The sequence below is a fragment of the Holophagales bacterium genome (assembly GCA_016719485.1).
In the GTDB taxonomy this organism is placed as follows: domain Bacteria; phylum Acidobacteriota; class Thermoanaerobaculia; order UBA5066; family UBA5066; genus UBA5066.
On record JADJZB010000009.1, the window covers coordinates 18,658 to 36,303 of the forward strand.

Here is a 17,646-nt window from a genome sequence, read left to right on the forward strand (position 1 = left end):
CATGTGCGGCATCGTCGGTTACGTCGGTCCGCGGGAGGCGACGCCGATCCTCGTGGACGGCCTCCGGCGCCTCGAGTACCGCGGCTACGACTCGGCCGGCATCGCCGCCCTGGGCGACGACGGTCTCGTCCGGGTGATGCGCAGCGAGGGCAAGCTCGGCAACCTCACCTCGCGCCTCGAGGCGGGGTCGCTCGCCGGGCACACCGGCATCGGCCACACGCGCTGGGCGACCCACGGACGTCCCTCCGAGGAGAACGCCCACCCGCACCGCGACGCCTCGGGCCGGGTCGTCGTCATCCACAACGGCATCATCGAGAACTTCCTTCCGCTCAAGAGGGCGCTCCTGGCCCGGGGCATTCCCTTCACGTCGGAGACGGACTCCGAGGTCATCGCGCAGGCGATCGGCGCCGCGCGCGCGGACGGTCCCGGCACGCCCTTCGCCGAGGTGGTCCGGACGGTCCTTGCGGGAATGACGGGCATGTACGCCGTCGTCATCCTCTCGGCCGACGAGCCGGGCGTCCTCTACGTCGCCAAGAACGGGCCTCCGATCGTCCTCGGGCTCGGCGAGGGGGAGAACTTCGTCGCGTCCGACGCGACGGCGCTCCTGACGCACACGCGCGACCTCGTCTTCCTCGAGGACGGCGACTTCGTCAGGATGACGGCGACGACCGTCGAGGTGAGCGGTCTCGACGGGGTCCCGCGGAGCCGCCCGTCGCGGCGCGTCCCGTGGGACGCCGTCGCGGCCGAGAAGGGGGGCTATCCCCACTTCATGGCCAAGGAGATCGCCGAGCAGCCGACGGTCGTCGTCGAGACGGTCGGGCACAAGCTCTCGCTGGAGACGGGGCGCTTCAGCGAAGACGCGATGGGGGTCTCCCCGAAGCTCCTCGCGGGGGTCGACCGGATCGTGATCGTCGCCTGCGGCACGAGCTGGCACGCAGGGCTCGTCGGCAAGTTCCTCCTCGAGGAGGTCGCCCGCATCCCGGTGGAGGTCGACTACTCCTCCGAGTTCCGCTACCGGCGGAGCCTGGTCTCGCCGCGGACTCTCGTCGTCGGGATCTCGCAGTCGGGCGAGACGGCCGACACCGTCGCGGCGCTCACCGACGCGAAGCGCGCGGGCGCGCCGACCGTGGGCGTCGTGAACGTCCCCGGCTCGGCGATCGCCCGCCTCGTCGACGGCGTCCTCGCCACGCACGCCGGGCCCGAGATCGGCGTGGCGTCGACGAAGGCGTTCACGACGCAGCTCGTCGCCCTCGCCCTCCTCGCCTTCTACGCGAGGGAGGCGCGCGGCCTCGGGGGCCTCGAGCCGGGAGACCCGTTCCTCGCGGGCCTCGCCCACCTCCCCGTCGCGCTCGGGCAGGCGCTCGCCCTCGAGCCGAGGATCGAGAAGCTCTCCCGTTCCCTCGCCCACGCGCGCGACGTCCTCTTCCTCGGCCGCGGGGCGCACTACCCGGTCGCCCTCGAAGGGGCGCTCAAGCTGAAGGAGATCTCCTACATCCACGCCGAGGGGTACCCGGCGGGCGAGATGAAGCACGGCCCCATCGCGCTCATCGACGGGGAGCTCCCGGTCGTCGCCCTCGCGCCGAAGGACGCCCTCTACGACAAGGTCGCCTCGAACCTCAGGGAAGTGAAGGCGCGCGAGGGGAGGCTCATCGCCCTCGTCTCGCCGGGCGACGAGGACGTCTCGACGTTCGCCGACGAGCTGCTCGAGGTGCCGCTCGTCCACCCGGCCCTCCAGCCCATCGTCTCGGTCGTCCCGCTCCAGCTCCTCGCGTACCACGTGGCGCGGCGGCGGGGGTGCGACGTCGACCAGCCGCGGAACCTCGCCAAGTCGGTCACGGTCGAGTAGGGTCCGGCATGTCGCCCCCGGAGCGGGGGCCGGGGGGCGAGGCGCCCCCCGGAGAGCCTCCGCCTCCCTTGTTGAACGCTCGCGATCACGATCTCCTCGAAGGCCTCAACCCGGAGCAGGCCGCTGCCGTCTCGGCCGGACCGGGCCCCCTCCTCGTCCTCGCCGGCGCCGGCTCGGGCAAGACGCGCGTCCTCACCCGCCGGATGGCCTGGCTCGTGGCCCACGGCACCGCCGAGGAGGCGCTCGTCGCGCTGACCTTCACGAACAAGGCCGCGGGGGAGATGAAGGAGCGCGTCGCGCACCTGCTCGGGTCCCGCCGGCCGCGCTCCTTCGTCGGCACGTTCCACTCCTTCGGGGTCCGCCTCCTCCGGCGTTTCGCGCCGGAGGCGGGGCTGACGAGCGGGTTCGTCGTCTTCGACGCCGACGACCAGGTCGCCGTCTTCCGGCAGGCGCTGAAGGCGGCCGGCATCACCGACAAGACGCTGACGCCGAAGGCGGTCGCGTCGAAGATCTCCCGGGCCCGCAACGCGGGCTGGACCAGGGACGAATACCCGAGGCGTTTCGGCGACTTCGTCGGGACGCGCCTCGCCGAGCTCCACACGGCCTACGAGAAGGAGCTGAGGAAGGCGAATGCCGTCGACTTCGACGACCTCCTCGGCAAGTCGGCGAAGCTCCTCTCCGGAAACGCGGAGGTCCTCGGCCTTCTCCGCCGGAGCGTCACGCAGCTCCTCGTGGACGAGTACCAGGACACGAACGGGGCGCAGGCCCAGATCGTGAGTCTCCTGGCGGGAGAGACCCGGAACGTCTTCGCCGTCGGCGACGAGGACCAGTCGATCTACCGCTGGCGCGGGGCCGACGTCTCGAACATCCTCGAGTTCGAGCGCGACTTCCCGGGGGCGAAGACGATCCGCCTCGAGCGGAACTACCGGTCCACCGCGCCGATCCTCGAGGCCGCCGGGGCCGTCGTCGCCGAGAACCGGCGCCGCCTCGGCAAGACGCTGAGAGCGACGAAGCCGGGAGGCGAGCCGGTCACCCTCCTCGTGCTTCCGGAAGAGCGGGACGAGGCGCGCGAGGTCGTGGAGCGGATCTCGCGCCTGAAGTCGAGTAGGCCCGGGGCCGAGGTCGCCGTCCTCTTCCGGACGAACGCGCAGTCGCGCCCCTTCGAGGACGAGCTCGTGAGGGCGCGCCTCCCCTACCTCCTCGTGGGCGGGACCCGTTTCTACGAGCGCGCGGAGGTGAAGGACGCGCTCGCCTACCTGCGGCTCCTGTCGAATCCCGACGACGACGTCTCCTTCCGGCGGGTCGTGAACGTGCCGGCGCGCGGCGTCGGCACGACGACCCTCGAGGGGCTCGCGGCCGCGGCCGCCACGCGGGGGAGCTCCCTCTTCGCCGTCCTCTCCTCGCTCCCCGAAGGCCTGACGGAGCGGGCGAAGAAGGCGCTCGTCGAGTTCCAGGGCCTCGTCGGCTCCCTGCGCGAGACCTTCGCGAAAGAGGAGATCGGCGCCGGCACCGCGGTGGCCGCGGTCCTGACGGGGACGGGCCTCCTGGCGCTCTACGAGGATTCGGACGACCCGCAGGACCAGGCCCGCAGGGAGAACCTCGACCAGCTCCTCGCCGCGGCGCGCGACCACGAGCGCGCCGGCGACGAGGACGAGGGCGACCGCTCGCTCGCCGGTTTCCTGGACGCCGTGACGCTCCGGTCCGACGCGGACGACGTCGACGTGAGGAAGGGGATCGTCCTGATGACCCTCCACGCGGCCAAGGGGCTCGAGTTCGACGAGGTCTTCCTCGCGGGGATGGAGAACGGCTCCCTCCCGCACGCCTCCTCGCGCGACGACGACGACGAGCTGGAGGAGGAACGCCGCCTCGCCTACGTCGGTATGACGCGGGCGCGGGAGAAGCTGACGCTCTCGCGCGTCCTGCGCCGGATGGTCCACGGCGAGTGGATGAGCCGTGAGCCGTCGCCGTTCCTCGACGCGATCCCGGCGCGCGCCCTCGCCGTCGTGGACCGGACCTTCGGGGGGGGCGGCGGAAGAGAGATCCGGTTCGGCGCGCCCGAGCGGGGCGGCGGCCTCTTTCCGGACTACGAAGGGGAGTCGCAGGAAATGGTCGCCCCGTCGCGCCCCGCCGCGCGCCCGGCGGCACGGCCGCAGCGGCCCGCGATCCCGACGATGCGCAGGACCCCGCCGCCGCCGACGGCCTCCGGCTTCCGGCGCGGGGGGCGCGTGCGGCACCCGGAGTACGGCGTCGGCGTCGTCCTCCTCGTGGAAGGGTCTGGCGACCAGGAGAAGCTGACGGTCTACTTCGATCGCGCGGGGCGCAAGAAGTTCGTCGCGCGCTTCTCGCAGCTCACCCAGGCCTGATTCCCCTCAGCGGGGCGCCTGGGGCTCCTCCGGCGACGCTTCGAGCAGCGCCCGCTCGGCGTCGGCCCAGGCCCGCTCGGCTTCGAGGAGCGCGCGCCAACGGCGCCGCGCCGCCGTCGAGCCCGCCGACGCCCTCTTCAACGCCGCGGCGACGAGGACGCGGTACTCGACGAGACGCGCGGTCCGGAGCTCGCGGGGCTGGCGCTCGAGGAACGCGAGGCGCGCGAGCGACGCGTCGCGCGGGCGGGGAAGGACGAGCGGCTCGGCGAGCCACTCGCGAAACTCGCGGCGTCCCGCGGGCGTGACGCGGTACTCGCGGCGCGGCGGCCCCTTCTCCGAACGGCGGCGCTTCATCGTGACGAAGCCGCCGCGCAGGAGACGGCGCAGCGCGGGGTAGATCTGCGTGAGCTCGGCGTCCCATCCGAGCGAGAGGTCTCTCTCCATCCGGTTCTTGAGGTCCCATCCGCTCGCCGGACCGCGCGAGAGGAGCCCCAGGAGGACGTGGGGAAGCGACACGGCGGAAGTATAAAAGTCTTTCTATACCGAGGTGCAAATCCCGGTTGAATGCCTGTGGAAAACGAAAACGGCCGCCGGAGCTCGTCCGGCGGCCGCCTGGAAAAAAGAAAGGGGGCCCGTGTGGCCCCCGTATCCCGGAAATCCTTGAATTAGATGGAGATAGACCGAAAGGCCTACTTCTTGGCCTTCTTGGCGGCCGGCTTCTTGGCGGCCTTCTTCGCGGCCTTCTTCGCAGCCTTCTTCGTTGCCATGGTCTGTCACCTCCTCTTGGCAGATTCGATTGACAGACTCGAAAACCGCGTGCTACGTTGATCTTCCCTCGAAGGACGGGGCCCGCGACCTACGAACCTGCCGACTGCCTGTCAGTCACTCGTTTCCAGGGTCCAGGTTTTCCGTTGGCCGATGAAGTGACTGCCATCGCTTCATCGGTTTTTTTCTTTGCCGAGGGAAATTGTAGAGGAACGCGAAACGGATGCAAGAACTTTTTTCTTGACGCGCGAGATTTTTCTTCGCCGACGGGTGCGCGCGGCGGAAACGTCTCGCGCGGAGCACCGCGGCGGTCTTCCCTCGCGCCGCGTCGCGCCTTGCGGGTAGCATCGCGCGCGATGACGAACGCCTCCGTCTCTCCTCTCGTCCTGGCCCACTCTCCCGACTCCGACGACGCGTTCATGTTCTACGGCCTGCGCGCCGAGGCCGTCGACACGGAAGGCCTCGTCTTCCGTCACGAGCTCGCCGACATCGAAACGCTGAACGCGCGCGCCCTCTCCCGCGAGCTCGCGATCACGGCGATCTCGTTTCACGCGTACGCCTATCTCGCCGACGCGTACGTCCTCCTCCCGCACGGCGCCTCGTTCGGCGACGGCTACGGTCCGTGCGTCGTGGCCCGCGAGGCCGGCGACGCGCCGTCGACGCTCGCCGCGCTCGACGGCCGCCGCGTCGCCATTCCCGGCGCCCTCACGACGGCGGCGCTCGCGCTGCGCATGCGCGTGCCGGGGGCGATACCCGTCGTGGTCCCGTTCGACCGCGTCGGCGAGGCGGTCGTCGCGCGCGAGGTCGACGCGGGTGTCGTCATCCACGAAGGGCAGCTGACGTGGAAGGAGGAGGGCTTCCGCCTGCTCGGAGATCTCGGCGCCCTCTGGAAGGAGGAGACGGGGCTCCCTCTGCCGCTCGGCGGCAACGCGGTGCGCCGCGACCTCGGCACCGTGATGATCGGGAAGGTCTCCCGCGCGCTGGGCCGCTCCATCGAGTACTCCCTCGCGCACCGGGAAGAGGCGCTGACCGACGCGATGCGCTTCGCGCGGGGCCTGCCGCGCGAGAAGGCCGACCGTTTCGTCGGGATGTACGTCAACGAGTGGACGCGCGACTACGGCGAGAAGGGGCGCGAGGCCGTCTGCCTCCTCCTCGACCGCGCGTTCGCGTGCGGGGCCATCCCCGCACGGGTCACACCCGAGTGGGTCGGGACGGAATGAGCCTGGAGAGGGTCACGCGGAGCGCGGCGCTCAGGACCGCGCTGCTGCTCCTCCTCGGGGCGTTCACGGGGGCGCTTCTCTTCTTCGCGGGCACGGCGGGTACCGTCCTAAGGGAATCGCCCTCGCGCCACGCGGGAGGAGCCGTCAACCGCGCCCTCCTCGACGTCCTCGACCTCTCTTCCTACGCGGCGGCGGCTCTCGCCTTCCTCCTCGTCCTCCTCCTCGACCGGGTCGAGCCGCTCCCGAAGGTCCAGAAGGGGCTCGCGCTCCGGCTCCTGGTGGTCGTCGCGGCGGCGGCGTTCGCCTCGCACGAGGTGATCACCCCGCAGATGATGGCCCTGCGCGACCGGCTGCCGACGCTCGTCGAGCTGCTCCCCGGGGCGGACCCGGCGAGGAAGGAGTGGGGACGCCTCCACGCGTTCTCCGCGGCGGTCCTCCTCGTGAGGCTCCTCGCGTCGACGGCGCTCTTCGTCCTTCTCTCGCGAAAGCCGCGGAGGACGATCGCCGTGACGGCGAACGCCGCGGCAGAAGGCCCGACGGCCGCCTGACCGTTCGCGCCGGGGCCGCCCGTCTCAGGCGGCCTTGGCGCCCTTCTTCGGGCGCAGCGCGTCGAGTCGCCGGCGAAACGCGCGGTTCTCGGGCTCGAGCTCGGCGGCCCGCGCGAACGCCGAGGCCGCCCCCGGCCTGTCGCCCGAGGCGGCGAGTGCCTCGCCGAGCGCCGCGTGCGCCTTCGCGTCGCCGCCCTGAGAGACCTCGACGGCGCGGCGGGCGTACGCGAGAGCGCCGGGGACGTCCTTCACGCCGAGGAGCAGGGCGGACGCGCGCGAGAGAAGGCCCGCGTCGCCGGAAGCCGGACCGAGCGCATCGCCGAGCGTCTTCTTCGCCTCGTCGGTCTGGCCGGCGAACGCGAGCGCTTCGGCGAGGGCGACCTGCCGCGAGGCCCGGGCCCAGGAGCCCCCTCCCGACTTCTCTCCGAGGACGACGGACTTTCGTGCCGCCGCGACGGCGGCCTCGGGCTTCTTCGCGGCCTTCTCCGCGGCCGCGAGGGCGTCGTAGAGGTCGGCCGCGAAGGGCGAAGCCTCGGGGAGGCCCTTCAGCCCGGCGAGCGCCCAGGCGCGGGCCGCGGCCGCGTCGCCCCGCCGCGCCTGCTCGCGCGAGGCGGCGAGGCGGAGGATGACGACCCGCGGGTCCGCGGAGAGGCGGGGTGCGACCGATTCGACGAGGTCGAGCGTCTCGGCCGAGAGCTTCCCCGTGCCGTCCTCGAGGCTGACGAGGTAGAGGAACGCCTCTCGGGCCCCGGCCTCGAGGAGGGCGGGGTCTTCCTCCACCGCGCGACGCGCGATCGGCGCGAGCCGCGCGAGATCGTTGCGCTGAGCGAGCTGCGCCGCGACACTGCCGGCCAGTGCGTCGTCCCACGTGGCGCCGAGGCGGGCGATCGCCTGGGCGATCGGAGTCTTCCCGGCGAGGATGGCCTCGCTCGCCTTGAGGAAGTCCTCGGGTGGGAAGACGCCGGAAATCCGGTCCAGCTCGTTCCCCGACGCGTCGAGGAAGAGGATCGTCGGGAACGCGCGGACGGCGTAGCGCTGCGAGAGGATCCGGCCTTCCCCCTTCTCGGCGTCGACCTTCGCGGCGACGACGTTCTTGCGGGCCCACGCGCCGACGGTCGCGTCGGCGAAGGTCGTCCGGTCGAGCTGCTTGCACGGCCCGCACCAGACCGCGTAGGCGTCGAGCATGACGGGCTTCTTCTCGGCGCGCGCGCGGCGCAGCACCTCGGCGAACGGGGTTCCCTCCGAGAAGGAGATGCCCTGCGCACCGGCCCTCCCGGCGAGCGGGGTGGCGGCGGCGAGGGCGAGGGCCCCGAGGAGGGCGTAACGGCGCATGAGGCGGGATGTAAGCACGGTCCGTTCCCGGGGGTCAAACGAGGCGGCCGCGGGCCGCCCCTCCGGCCGCGCAGCTCAGAACGCGGGCCTGAGAGGGTGTGGAGGGACCGGCTCGGGCTCGCCGGGGTAGCGGACCGACTCGAGGAAGAGGCCGGAGGGCGGGACGGTCAGCCGCGCGGGGTCGCCGGTCCGCTCCACGAAGAGCCGGGCGACGTGCGCCTGGGTCATCCGGCCGGCGCCGACCTCGATGAGGATGCCGACGACGCGCCGCACCATCTTCCAGAGGAAATGCGAAGCGGAGATCCGCACGAGGATGAGACCGTCGGCCTCCGCCGGCGCCGTCACCTCCGCGCGCTCGACGACGACGATCGTGGAGTCGTGCCCCTCGGGGTTCTCGCAGAAGCTCTTGAAGTCGTGTCGTCCCGCGAAGAGCCGGGCGGCGCTCTCCATCGCGCCGACGTCGAGTGCATCGCGGACCCAGTAGACGTAGGGCTTCCCGAAGCCGGTGCGCCGGCGGGAGATGCGGTAGCGGTAGACGCGCTTCACGGCGTCGTGCCGGGCGTGGAACGTCGGCGCGGCGACGGCGAGGGCGACGACGTTTACGTCGGGCGGGAGAAGGTCGTTCCAGCGCCTCATGGCGTCCGCGGTGTCGGAAACACGGGCGCGCGGCGGCAGGTGGATGGAGGCGACCTGTCCGAAGGCGTGGACGCCCGCGTCGGTCCGGCCGGCGCCGTGGACCCTCACGCCCGCGCCCCAGAGCTCGTGGGCCGCGGTCAGGAGCGTTCCCTGGACGGTACGGGCGTTGATCTGGGCCTGCCAGCCGCGGTAGCGCCCGCCGTCGTATTCGATCGTGGCACGCAGGACGGCACCGGAGGGGGCGGAGGTGCTCGAGGGGGCGCGATTCGGGATCACGCTTCCATTGTCGCAGGCGGATCGCCCCGGCCCTATCATCGTCGGGAGCCTCATGAACACGAGAGGACGCCGGACGATCCACCTCTCCGTCGAGGCGGACTTCCCTTCGGTCCGCCTCCTCGCGGCCGCGTGCCACGGCGTTCTCGCCGAGTGGGGCCTCGCCCCCGACCGGCGATCCCTCCTCGAGCTCGCCGTCGTGGAGGCGGCGACGAACGTCGTGCGCCACGCCTACCGCGGCCGCGGCGGCCGCGTCGAGGTGGAGCTGGCCCGCGAGGGCAAGACGATCGCCCTCTCCGTCCTCGACTCGGGGGTCGCCTTCGACCCGACGCTCGTCCCGCCGCCCCGCGAGCCCGACCCGAACGACCCGTCGACCTGGCCCGAGGGCGGCATGGGCCTGCCGATCATCCGCGCGGCCTGCGACGAGCTGCGCTACGTCTCCGACGGCGGAAAGAACCGGCTCACGCTGCACGTGAAGGCGGAGGAGCTCGAGGTCCTGTGACCGACGCGGAGCGCTCCTTCACGGCCGCCGCCGTCCCCGCGGTCGAGCGGCGTTGCCGCGAGACGATCGCGGCTCTCCTGTCGCGCCTCGCGGACTCTGCCGGAGACGCGCTCGCCGGCGCGGCCCTGGGCGGAGCGCTCGGTCGCGGCGAGGCGCCGACGACGGTCGACGCCGCGGGCGCATTCGTCACCGGCGCTCCGTTCGAGCTCTTCGTCGTCCTCAGGACGACGCCGGGGCGAGCCTCGGCCCTCGTGCCGCACCTCGCCCGGGACCTCGCCGCCACGGCCCGGCCGCGCCACGCCGGCGTCCGCGTCGCGGCGGCAGCGCTGTCGGCGCTCGCGCACCTGCCGCCGACGCTCGAGTCGATCGAGTGCGCCGCGGCGGGGCGCGTCGTCTCGGGCCCCCCCGACCTCCTCGAGCCCCTCTCCGCGCTGTCCGACGCGCAGCCCGCGCCGGGCGAGGCGCTCCGCCTCGTGGTCCGGCGGGGAGCGGCCCTTCTCTCGGCCGAGCGGTCGCTCTCCCGCCGCGGCGCCGGGCGCGCCGCCGTCCTCGCCGGGCAGGCGGCGATCCGCGACGTCGACCTGGCGCTCGGCACGGCTCTCCTCGTGTCGGCGGGACGTTTCCGTCCCACCGACCGGGCGCGCGCCGCGGAGCTTCGGCTCCTCGCGGCTCCCGCCGACGGAGGGACCCTTCCGGAGGGCATTCACGTCGGGATGACCCGGACCCGGTTTCGCGACGTCGTCGAGAGGCACCGGGCGGCCGTGACCGCCGCGGGCGGCGTCGACCTGCCGGAGACCCTCGCCGAGGTCCGCACGCAGGCGGGCCGGGCGTCGGATCGATTTCTCGAGGTGCTCCGCCTCCTCGAGGAGCAGCGGCTCGCCCGCAGCCTGCCGTCGTGGACCGATTACCTCCGCGCCCTCGCCACCCGCCACGGTGGCGCCTCGGGGCCGGGACTCTTCGGGGCCCGCACCGGCGACGAGCTTCCCGGCCGGCGCGCGGTGCGCGACTGGCCTCTGTCCGAGCGGCTCGCGCCGGCACTGGCGACCCTTCTCGACTGGGACCCGGGAGACATGACGATCGCGCCGGTGCTGCTCGACCTTCCGGACGACGCGCCGCGCGACGCGCTCGTGGCGCGCCTGGCGACGCTGGCCGCCGGAGCCTGAGCGGGCGGAGTGTGGGGAGGCCGGCCATATACTCCCCCGTCGTGACGTCCGTGACCGAGATGGCGGACGACCCGGGGGCGTCCGGGCGCCTCCTGTTCGTCCTGGCCCTCTTCGCGGGCCTCCTGCTCCGGCTCGTACAGCTCGGCTCGCCCGATCTCTTCGGACCCGACGAGGGGGCCTGGGCGGTGGGCGCGCGCAACATCGTGGAGGGGGGGCTCCCCCAGCTCCTCGCGCTCTCCGCGACGCCGCTCGGCGACGCGAGCGGGATGCCGGTGTTTTTCCCGGCGCTCCTCGCGGTGATGGTGAAGACGTTCGGCCCGTACGAGTGGGCGATCCGTCTCCCGTCCGTCTTCGCGGGTCTCGTCGCCGCGTTCGTCCTCGAGCGGATCGTGAGGCGCGGCTACGGCCAGCCGGCGGGACACATCGCGGGCGCATTCGCCGCCCTCGCGCCTCCTCTTGTCCTGGCGAGCCGGGCCGCGACGGTCGAGCCGACGCTGGCGCTCCTGGGCCTCAGCGGGATCATCTTCGGTCTGCGGGCGTTCGAGGAGGACAGTCCCGGCGAGGCGCCCCTGGCGGGCATCCTCTTCGGTCTCGGGTTCCTCACGAAGGGGTACGCCGTCGGCCTCTTCATCCTCCCGCTCCTGGTCGCCCTCCTCTTCCGGCCGCGTCTCTTCGCCCTCGGGCGGACGAAGAGGACGCTCGCCCTGCTCGCGGGGTCATTCGTCCTGACCGCGGGCCTGCAGCTCCTCCTCGTCGCGCTCCTGCGTCCCGAGGCGCTGGCGCCGCACCTGGCGCGCGCGTTCGGCAGCGCGCCGGAAGCGCTGCGCCAGCTGACCGACGTGGCGCTCGTGAGCGCCGACGTGCGGATGATCGTGCGGACACTCTTCGTCCTCCTTCCTCTCGTCGGTGTCGGGATCGCCTACCTGACCCGCCCGCTCGGCGAGGAAGAGATCGTCTCCGGCGCGACCGCCGGGGACCGGCGCCTCTCCCACATGGCGCTCTGGTGCGCTTACGGCGTCGAGCTCGTCGTCCTCGTCGCGGTGGCGGGCTCGCTCGAGCTCTCGTCGACGCCGGTCCTTCCCGCCCTCTCGGCCCTCGCCGGGCTCGGCGGAGCGGCTCTCCTCACGCCCCCGCGCTCCTCGATCCGGGCGCGCTTCGAGGTGGGGGCGACGATCGCATCGGGAACGATCGTCCTCGTCCTGGCGGCCCTCCTCGTCGCCACGTCGCACGAGCCGCTCTTCGACGGCGGGGTGTCGGCCCCCCTCACGGCCGCGGGGGCCCTGGTGGCGATCGTCCTCTGCACTGCCGGGGCCGCGTGGCTCGCGTCGGGGGACGCGGCCCGCCGCTTCGGGCGACGCGTCGGGCTCGTCTTCCTCTCGGTCCTCCTCGTCTCGGAGGGGCTGGAGGCGGCCCGGACGATCCGGCACGACTTCCTCGCCCACAGGACGGGTGCGAGGGCGATGGCCGACCAGGTCGCGCCCTCGCTCCTTCCGCTTCCGCCGCGCGCCGTGACCTTCCGCGCGCCCGAGACCGACGCGCTCGCCTTCCGCCTCTTCCGCACCGGCATCACCTGGGCCGACCGCCCCACCGTCGAACGCATCGCCGAGGAGGCCCGCCTCGGGACGACGGTCGTCTGGGCGTACCGCGAGACGTCGACCGACGTGGCCGCCGCGCCGGCGCCTCTCATCCGCGCCTGGCTCATCGTTCACACGCGCGAGGTGACGTCCGAGGTCGACGCGCGCGCGGGGAGGTCGACGGGCCTCCGCGTGTTCGTCGCGGGCCCTCCCTCATAATCGTCGGCCCATGACGACCGTTCTCCTCGCGGACCGCGACGGGCACGCCCTAGGCCCTCTCGCGGACAAGACCGTTCCCGCCCTCCTGCCGCTCGGCGGCGCCCCGATTCTCGAAAGAGCCCTGGAGTCCCTCGTGGCGGCCGGCGTCCGGTCGGCGCTCGTCGTCGTCGGGCCGCGCGCCGTCGAGGTCGAGAAGCGCTTCGGAAAGGGAATCCGCTGGGGGATCGCCCTCGAATTCGTGCGCCGCGAGGAGGAGGAGACGACGGGGTCCGTCCTCCGCCGCCTCGAGCACAGGCTCGACGGCGACACCTTCGTCCTGCGAGGCGACGCGGGCGTCGAGGCCGCCTTCGGCGAGTTCCTCGGGCGGGCCGGCCGCCGGACCGAGCCGGTCGTCGCCGGGGTCTCGGGGGAGCGGCTCCTCGGGTTGTGGCGGGTTCGACCAGAGGCGCTGAAGAAGGCCGAGCTGCCGCGTGATCCCGCGGATGCCGACTGGTCTCTCGACCGGGGGCACGCCCCTCTCGAGGTCGACCTCGACCTGGCGCCCGTCGAGAGTCTCGCGCGATGGAGCGGGCTCGACCGTGCCGAGGGCAAGCCGATCCTCTCCCCCCGCGCGACCGTCGCGGCCTCCGCGAAGCTCTCGGGGGGGACGACGGTCGCCGAGGAGGCGGTCGTCCTCGGGAAGGCCGTGCTCGACGGCGTGTCGGTCCTGCCGCGAACCGTCATTCCCGAGGGAGTCGCCCTCTCCGGCGTCGCCGTCTCGCAGAACCTCGTCGTCGACCCGGCGACGGGCGCGGCCTCGCTTCTCACCGACCTTCTCCCCGCCCCGAGGGCGCCGCGGGCCGCCGGGCTCGGGAGCCGGCTCGCCGGCCTCGTCCTATTTCTTCTCTCGCTGCCGCTCTGGCCCGTCGCCCTCGTCTGGTCGCTCGTCGCCAACGCGGGGCACGCGAGGCGGCCCTTCGCTTTCGCCGGCAACGGCGCGGCGGCAGGGACCCGCGAAACGGTCCGCACGTTCCGGTTCGAGACGGCGATCCCGGTCTTCCGCGACCTTCCCCTCCTCCTCTCCGTCCTCCGTGGCTCTCTCGCGCTGACGGGCGTCGCGCCGCTGGCTCCCGAGGAGGAGGCGAACACGAGCGCTCCGTGGGCGGCCGCGCGGCGTGAAGCGCCCGTGGGACTTCTCGCCCGGTCCCGGATGGTCGCCCCGGCCTCGGCTCCGCCCGAGGTCGCCCGCGTCATCGATGCGTTCGATTCCCGCACCGGTTGCCGGGGCCTCGTTGCCCTGGGGCTCGCGACCTTCTTCTCTGCACGGGCCTGGACGGCGCCGAAGGGCTGGAATCCTGACGGCCTCCCCGATACGGAAAAGTAGCTGCGGCAAACGGGAGGGACATATGTCCGGTGAGCACCATTTCACGGCATCCGTCACGTGGGACGCGACCGAACGCTCCGGCGTTCTCGCGAGCGGGACGGGCCTCCTCTCCACGAGCTTCGGCGGCGCGCCCTCGCTCGGAGGGCGCGTCGACCGGACGAACCCGGAAGAGCTCCTCCTCGGCGCTCTCCTCGCCTGCTTCGTCCAGACCTGGGCGATCTTCCTGACGAAGCTCCGCCTGCCGGTCGAGAGCCCGCGTGTCGACGGCACCCTCGAGCTCGACGTCGATCCTGCCGGCGGCTACCGCGTCACGCGGGTAGACCTCTCCGCATACGTCCCCGCCGCGCTCCTGGCGGAGCGTGAGGCCGACGTGCTGAAGACGCTGGCGCTCGCCGAGAAGTACTGCATCGTCTCGAAGGCGGTGAAAGGCGACGGGCGCGAGGTGCACGTCACGCCGGTCGGGGTCTGAGAGGCGGGAGCGCGGCGACGTCCTCCTGGCGATTCCTGTCCCGAGTGGCGGGGAAGGACGAAGGCACCGGAGAGACCGGTACCAGTCCGGTTCATCGTGCCGCACGAGTCGCGGGCGAGAGGGGTGTCCCGCGGCGCCTCCTCCGCGCGCGCGACCCGCATCGGCCCCGCTGCGCGGGCCGCCGGGGCGCGCGCGAACTCGCTTCGCTCAAACAGCGCGCGCGCCTGATCCGGCGGCCTGCTCGCGGAGCCGTGCGGGGCCCCGCGCGTGCTCGGACGGCGCTCGCAGGACACCCCTCCCGCCCGCTCACACCCTCGACAGTTCAGCACCTCGAGCGAGTCCGCGCTTGAACCGCAGGCCCCGTAGAGTGTAGAGAGTAGACCAGACCCCAAGCGCACCGGTTTCTTCTATAGGCCCGTAGAGTGTAGAGAGTAGACCAGACCCCAGGACCGGACCCGAGTTCGAATGGACCCCGTTCGAATGCTGAAGCTCGCTGGCCGCGGGTGGGGCGGTGCGTCTCGCGAGCCGCCCCCGAGCACGCACGGGGACCCGCTCGAATTCGCGAGGACCGGGCGGGGATCAGGCCCGCGCGCGTGTTTGACGAGCGAAGCGAGGAGTTCGCGCGGGCCCCCCGCACGGCCGCAGCGGATTCGGAAGCGGGTCGGGCGCGCGCAGCAGGCGGCCGTGAGACGTACCGCACCGCACGCGGCCCCCTGCCGAGGAGACGTGACGGTGAAGCTGGAGCTCCCGTGCTCCCGTGCTCCCGTGCCCCGGTGCTCCGGTGCTCCGGCTGGTGCTCCGGTACTTCGGTTCTCTCGGTTCTCTCGGTTTTCTCGGTTCTCTCGGTTCTCTCGGTCCCCTGGTCAGTTCCTTCGGTAGTGGCAGCCTCTCGAGACCGGGTTCTTCAGCGCCGCCTGCGCGATCAGCGAGCTGGCGTGGACGCCGTGGATCAGGTCGACGATCTCCCGCGAGATCTTCGTCTCGTGGTAGAAGCGCGAGAGGCGCTTCTCGAGGTCGCGGATGTCGGCCACGGCGCGGCCGAGGCGCTCCCCGGTCCTCACGATGCCGACGTAGTTCCACATCGTGTTGCGGATCGTCGTCCAGTCCTGCTGGATGAGGGCGGGGTCCTCGTTCTGCGCATCGCCCGGGGCCCGCCAGTCGGGGATCGCCTTGAACATCGACGGCGCGAACGTGGGCCCCTTCTCGATGCGGTCGGCGATCGACCGGGCGGCGTGGGCCCCCCAGACGAGCCCCTCGAGAAGGGACGTGGATGCGAGACGGTTGGCGCCGTGCAGTCCCGTGCAGCTCACCTCGCCCACGGCGTAGAGGTTGCGGATCGTCGTCCTCCCCTCGAGGTCGGCGAGGACGCCGCCGCAGTAGTAGTGCGCGGCCGGGACGACGGGGATCGGCTCGGAGGCGATGTCGATCCCGAACTTCGCGCAGGTCGCCGCGATCGTCGGGAAGCGGTCGCGGATCGACTCCTTCCCCTTCCCCTCGTAGTGGTGGGCGAGGTCGAGGTAGACGCACGGCTCGCCGCGCGTGGTCATCTCCTCGACGATGGCGCGCGTGACGACGTCGCGCGGGGCGAGGTCCTTCCGCTCCCGGTCGTAGCGGTGCATGAAGGCCTTGCCCGAGCGGTTCACGAGGACGGCCCCCTCGCCCCGGAGCGCCTCGGAGATGAGGAACCGTTCGGCGTCGGGGTGGTAGAGCGTCGTCGGGTGGAACTGGACGTACTCGAGGTTCAGGACGGCCGCGCCCGCGCGGGCGGCCATCGCGAGGCCGTCGCCGATGGCGTGCCGCGTGTTCGTCGTGTGGAGGAAGAGGCGGCCGACGCCCCCCGTGGCCAGGACCGTGAAGTCGGCGAGGACGGTGTGGACGGAGCCCGCCGCGTCGATGACGTAGGCGCCGAGGCACGGGTCCTGGAGGGCGTAGCGCTGCTGGACGTCGGTCGAGTGGTGGCGCGCGGTGATCAGGTCGATCGCCGTCGCCCCGGTCCAGATCTTCACGTTCCGCTCGGCCCTCACGCGGGCGAGGAGGGCGGCCTCGATCGCCCTTCCGGTCGCGTCGGCCGAGTGGACGATCCGCGCGACGGAGTGCGCCCCCTCGCGCGTGAAGTCGAGGTCCCCCTCGCGCGTCCGCGTGAAGGGGACGCCGGCGTCCCCGATCAGGATCTCCTCGACGACCCGGGGGCCTTCCTGCGCGAGGAAGCGGACCGCCTCCGCGTTGCAGAGGCCGGCGCCGGCGGCGAGGACGTCCTTCACGAGGGAGCCGGGGGAGTCGCGCTTGCCGAAGTAGATGATGCCGCCCTGCGCGTAGGCCGTGTTGCAGTCGCCGGGGTCGTCGGCCTTCGTCACGAGGAGGACGCGGATTCCCCTCTTGGCGAGAGCGAGAGCGGTGGTCAGGCCGGCGATACCGGTCCCGATGACGAGCGCCGGGATGCGGATCCGCCCGGCGGCGGGGCTCACTTCCGGCTCCGCCGGGCCGCGGCGATCTTCACGTCGAGCGCGATGTCGACGGCCCGTACGGAATGCGTCAGGGCGCCCACCGAGACGAAGTCGACGCCGGCGAGGGCCGACTTCCGCGCCTTCTCCACGGTCATGCCGCCCGAGGCCTCGGTCGTCACGGAAGCGCCGGTCGCCTCGTTCCAGAGCGCGACGTCGGCGACGGCCTTCTTCATCTCCACGACCGTCATGTTGTCGAGGAGGATGCGTTCGGCTCCCGCCTCGAGCGCCTGGTGGACCTCGTCGCGCGTCCGCGCCTCGGCCTCGAGGAGGCAGCGCTTCAGGGAGCGGTTCATCGCCCGGAAGTCGGTCGCGCGCCGCGTCGCGTCCCACAGGCTGCCGCAGCCGTCGGCGTGGTTGTCCTTCACGAGGAAGGCGTCGGAGAGTCCCATCCGGTGGTTCGTGCCGCCGCCGCACCGCACCGCGTACTTCTCGAAGGCGCGCAGGCCGGGCGTCGTCTTGCGCGTGTCGAGGAGGTGCGCGGTCGTCCCCTCGAGAGCGTCGACGTAGGCCCGCGTCGCCGTCGCGATGCCGGTCAGCCGCTGGACGAGGTTCAGCGCGGTCCGTTCGGCCGCCAGGACCGTCACCGCCGGCCCTTCGACCCTGGCGAGGACGGTTCCCGGTCCGACCCGGACACCGTCCTCGACGAGGACTTCCACGGAAGCAGGGGGGTGGGGAAAGGCGAAGACGCGCGGGAGGAACGCGGCGCCGGCGACGACGGCCGCCTCGCGGCAGACCATGTCGCCCGCCACGCGGGCCTTGGGCCCGAAGACGGCCAGGGTGGTGATGTCCTCTCCGTCTTCCGCGAACGCGCGCGCCAGGAGGTCGTCCAGAGCTTCGACGAGGCGTCGATCGATCTTCACGAGAAGAGC

General features: G+C 72.6%; 15 protein-coding genes. 10 read left to right on the forward strand and 5 right to left on the reverse strand.

The window, feature by feature from the left end:
- The first annotated feature begins 1 nt into the window (after nt 1).
- The gene (gene glmS / locus IPN03_07805; GenBank protein MBK9373628.1) at nt 2-1,846 is read left to right on the forward strand and encodes a glutamine--fructose-6-phosphate transaminase (isomerizing); all 1,845 of its coding nucleotides are present in this window, start codon (nt 2-4) and stop codon (nt 1,844-1,846) included.
- Nucleotides 1,847-1,914: 68 nt separating this feature from the next.
- Complete coding sequence (locus IPN03_07810; GenBank protein ID MBK9373629.1) at nt 1,915-4,209, forward strand: UvrD-helicase domain-containing protein; 2,295 nt, start codon at nt 1,915-1,917, stop codon at nt 4,207-4,209.
- A 6-nt stretch (nt 4,210-4,215) separates the two neighbouring features.
- Here the strand turns inward: IPN03_07810 and IPN03_07815 are convergent, their stop codons facing one another.
- Nucleotides 4,216-4,725, reverse strand: a complete 510-nt coding sequence (locus tag IPN03_07815) for a PadR family transcriptional regulator (GenBank protein ID MBK9373630.1) — start codon at nt 4,723-4,725, stop codon at nt 4,216-4,218.
- A 153-nt stretch (nt 4,726-4,878) separates the two neighbouring features.
- Here IPN03_07815 and IPN03_07820 point away from each other — a divergent pair, with 153 nt between their 5' ends.
- The 3 genes from IPN03_07820 to IPN03_07830 all read left to right on the forward strand — a co-directional run bounded on the left by IPN03_07820 (nt 4,879) and on the right by IPN03_07830 (nt 6,742).
- Nucleotides 4,879-5,037, forward strand: coding sequence for a hypothetical protein (locus IPN03_07820; protein ID MBK9373631.1), 159 nt, complete (start codon nt 4,879-4,881; stop codon nt 5,035-5,037).
- 293 nt (nt 5,038-5,330) lie between these two features.
- On the forward strand, nt 5,331-6,194 hold the full coding sequence (locus IPN03_07825; protein ID MBK9373632.1) for an ABC transporter substrate-binding protein: 864 nt from the start codon (nt 5,331-5,333) through the stop codon (nt 6,192-6,194).
- Nucleotides 6,191-6,742, forward strand: a complete 552-nt coding sequence (locus IPN03_07830) for a DUF4149 domain-containing protein (GenBank protein MBK9373633.1) — start codon at nt 6,191-6,193, stop codon at nt 6,740-6,742. The genes IPN03_07825 and IPN03_07830 overlap by 4 nt, the downstream gene beginning before the upstream one ends.
- Before the next feature lie 24 nt (nt 6,743-6,766).
- Here IPN03_07830 and IPN03_07835 read toward each other — a convergent pair whose 3' ends face one another.
- Together IPN03_07835 and truA are read right to left on the reverse strand one after the other, a co-directional pair.
- The gene (locus IPN03_07835) at nt 6,767-8,074 is read right to left on the reverse strand and encodes a thioredoxin family protein (protein ID MBK9373634.1); all 1,308 of its coding nucleotides are present in this window, start codon (nt 8,072-8,074) and stop codon (nt 6,767-6,769) included.
- 75 nt (nt 8,075-8,149) lie between these two features.
- Entirely contained in the window at nt 8,150-8,986 is an 837-nt protein-coding gene (truA, locus tag IPN03_07840; protein MBK9373635.1) for a tRNA pseudouridine(38-40) synthase TruA, read from the reverse strand.
- Between the two features lie 52 nt (nt 8,987-9,038).
- On the opposite strand from truA, the gene IPN03_07845 reads away from it, so the two are divergent.
- From IPN03_07845 to IPN03_07865, 5 genes are read left to right on the forward strand one after another with little or no spacing between them, the layout of a single operon-like run.
- Nucleotides 9,039-9,485, forward strand: a complete 447-nt coding sequence (locus tag IPN03_07845; protein MBK9373636.1) for an ATP-binding protein — start codon at nt 9,039-9,041, stop codon at nt 9,483-9,485.
- Nucleotides 9,482-10,648, forward strand: a complete 1,167-nt coding sequence (locus IPN03_07850) for a hypothetical protein (GenBank protein MBK9373637.1) — start codon at nt 9,482-9,484, stop codon at nt 10,646-10,648. The genes IPN03_07845 and IPN03_07850 overlap by 4 nt, the downstream gene beginning before the upstream one ends.
- Nucleotides 10,649-10,689: 41 nt before the next feature.
- Entirely contained in the window at nt 10,690-12,441 is a 1,752-nt protein-coding gene (locus IPN03_07855) for a glycosyltransferase family 39 protein (protein MBK9373638.1), read from the forward strand.
- A gap of 10 nt (nt 12,442-12,451) precedes the next feature.
- The gene (locus IPN03_07860) at nt 12,452-13,804 is read left to right on the forward strand and encodes a hypothetical protein (protein ID MBK9373639.1); all 1,353 of its coding nucleotides are present in this window, start codon (nt 12,452-12,454) and stop codon (nt 13,802-13,804) included.
- Between the two features lie 22 nt (nt 13,805-13,826).
- The gene (locus IPN03_07865) at nt 13,827-14,273 is read left to right on the forward strand and encodes an OsmC family protein (protein ID MBK9373640.1); all 447 of its coding nucleotides are present in this window, start codon (nt 13,827-13,829) and stop codon (nt 14,271-14,273) included.
- 863 nt (nt 14,274-15,136) lie between these two features.
- Here IPN03_07865 and nadB read toward each other — a convergent pair.
- Nucleotides 15,137-16,738 (reverse strand): L-aspartate oxidase, encoded by a 1,602-nt coding sequence (gene nadB, locus IPN03_07870; protein MBK9373641.1) that lies wholly within the window; start codon nt 16,736-16,738, stop codon nt 15,137-15,139.
- Nucleotides 16,735-17,631, reverse strand: a complete 897-nt coding sequence (gene nadC / locus IPN03_07875; GenBank protein MBK9373642.1) for a carboxylating nicotinate-nucleotide diphosphorylase — start codon at nt 17,629-17,631, stop codon at nt 16,735-16,737. Before nadC ends, nadB begins: the two co-directional genes overlap by 4 nt.
- Between the last annotated feature and the right edge of the window lie 15 nt (nt 17,632-17,646).

What these genes read in the sequence shown, in the direction of transcription:
- IPN03_07830 (MBK9373633.1), top strand. Translation starts at nt 6,191, where the DNA reads ATGAGCCTGGAGAGGGTCACGCGGAGCGCGGCGCTCAGGACCGCGCTG.
- IPN03_07860 (MBK9373639.1), top strand. Translation starts at nt 12,452, where the DNA reads ATGACGACCGTTCTCCTCGCGGACCGCGACGGGCACGCCCTAGGCCCT.
- glmS (MBK9373628.1), top strand. Translation starts at nt 2, where the DNA reads ATGTGCGGCATCGTCGGTTACGTCGGTCCGCGGGAGGCGACGCCGATC.
- IPN03_07865 (MBK9373640.1), top strand. Translation starts at nt 13,827, where the DNA reads ATGTCCGGTGAGCACCATTTCACGGCATCCGTCACGTGGGACGCGACC.
- IPN03_07835 (MBK9373634.1), bottom strand. Translation starts at nt 8,074, where the DNA reads ATGCGCCGTTACGCCCTCCTCGGGGCCCTCGCCCTCGCCGCCGCCACC.
- IPN03_07845 (MBK9373636.1), top strand. Translation starts at nt 9,039, where the DNA reads ATGAACACGAGAGGACGCCGGACGATCCACCTCTCCGTCGAGGCGGAC.
- IPN03_07825 (MBK9373632.1), top strand. Translation starts at nt 5,331, where the DNA reads ATGACGAACGCCTCCGTCTCTCCTCTCGTCCTGGCCCACTCTCCCGAC.
- IPN03_07820 (MBK9373631.1), top strand. Translation starts at nt 4,879, where the DNA reads ATGGAGATAGACCGAAAGGCCTACTTCTTGGCCTTCTTGGCGGCCGGC.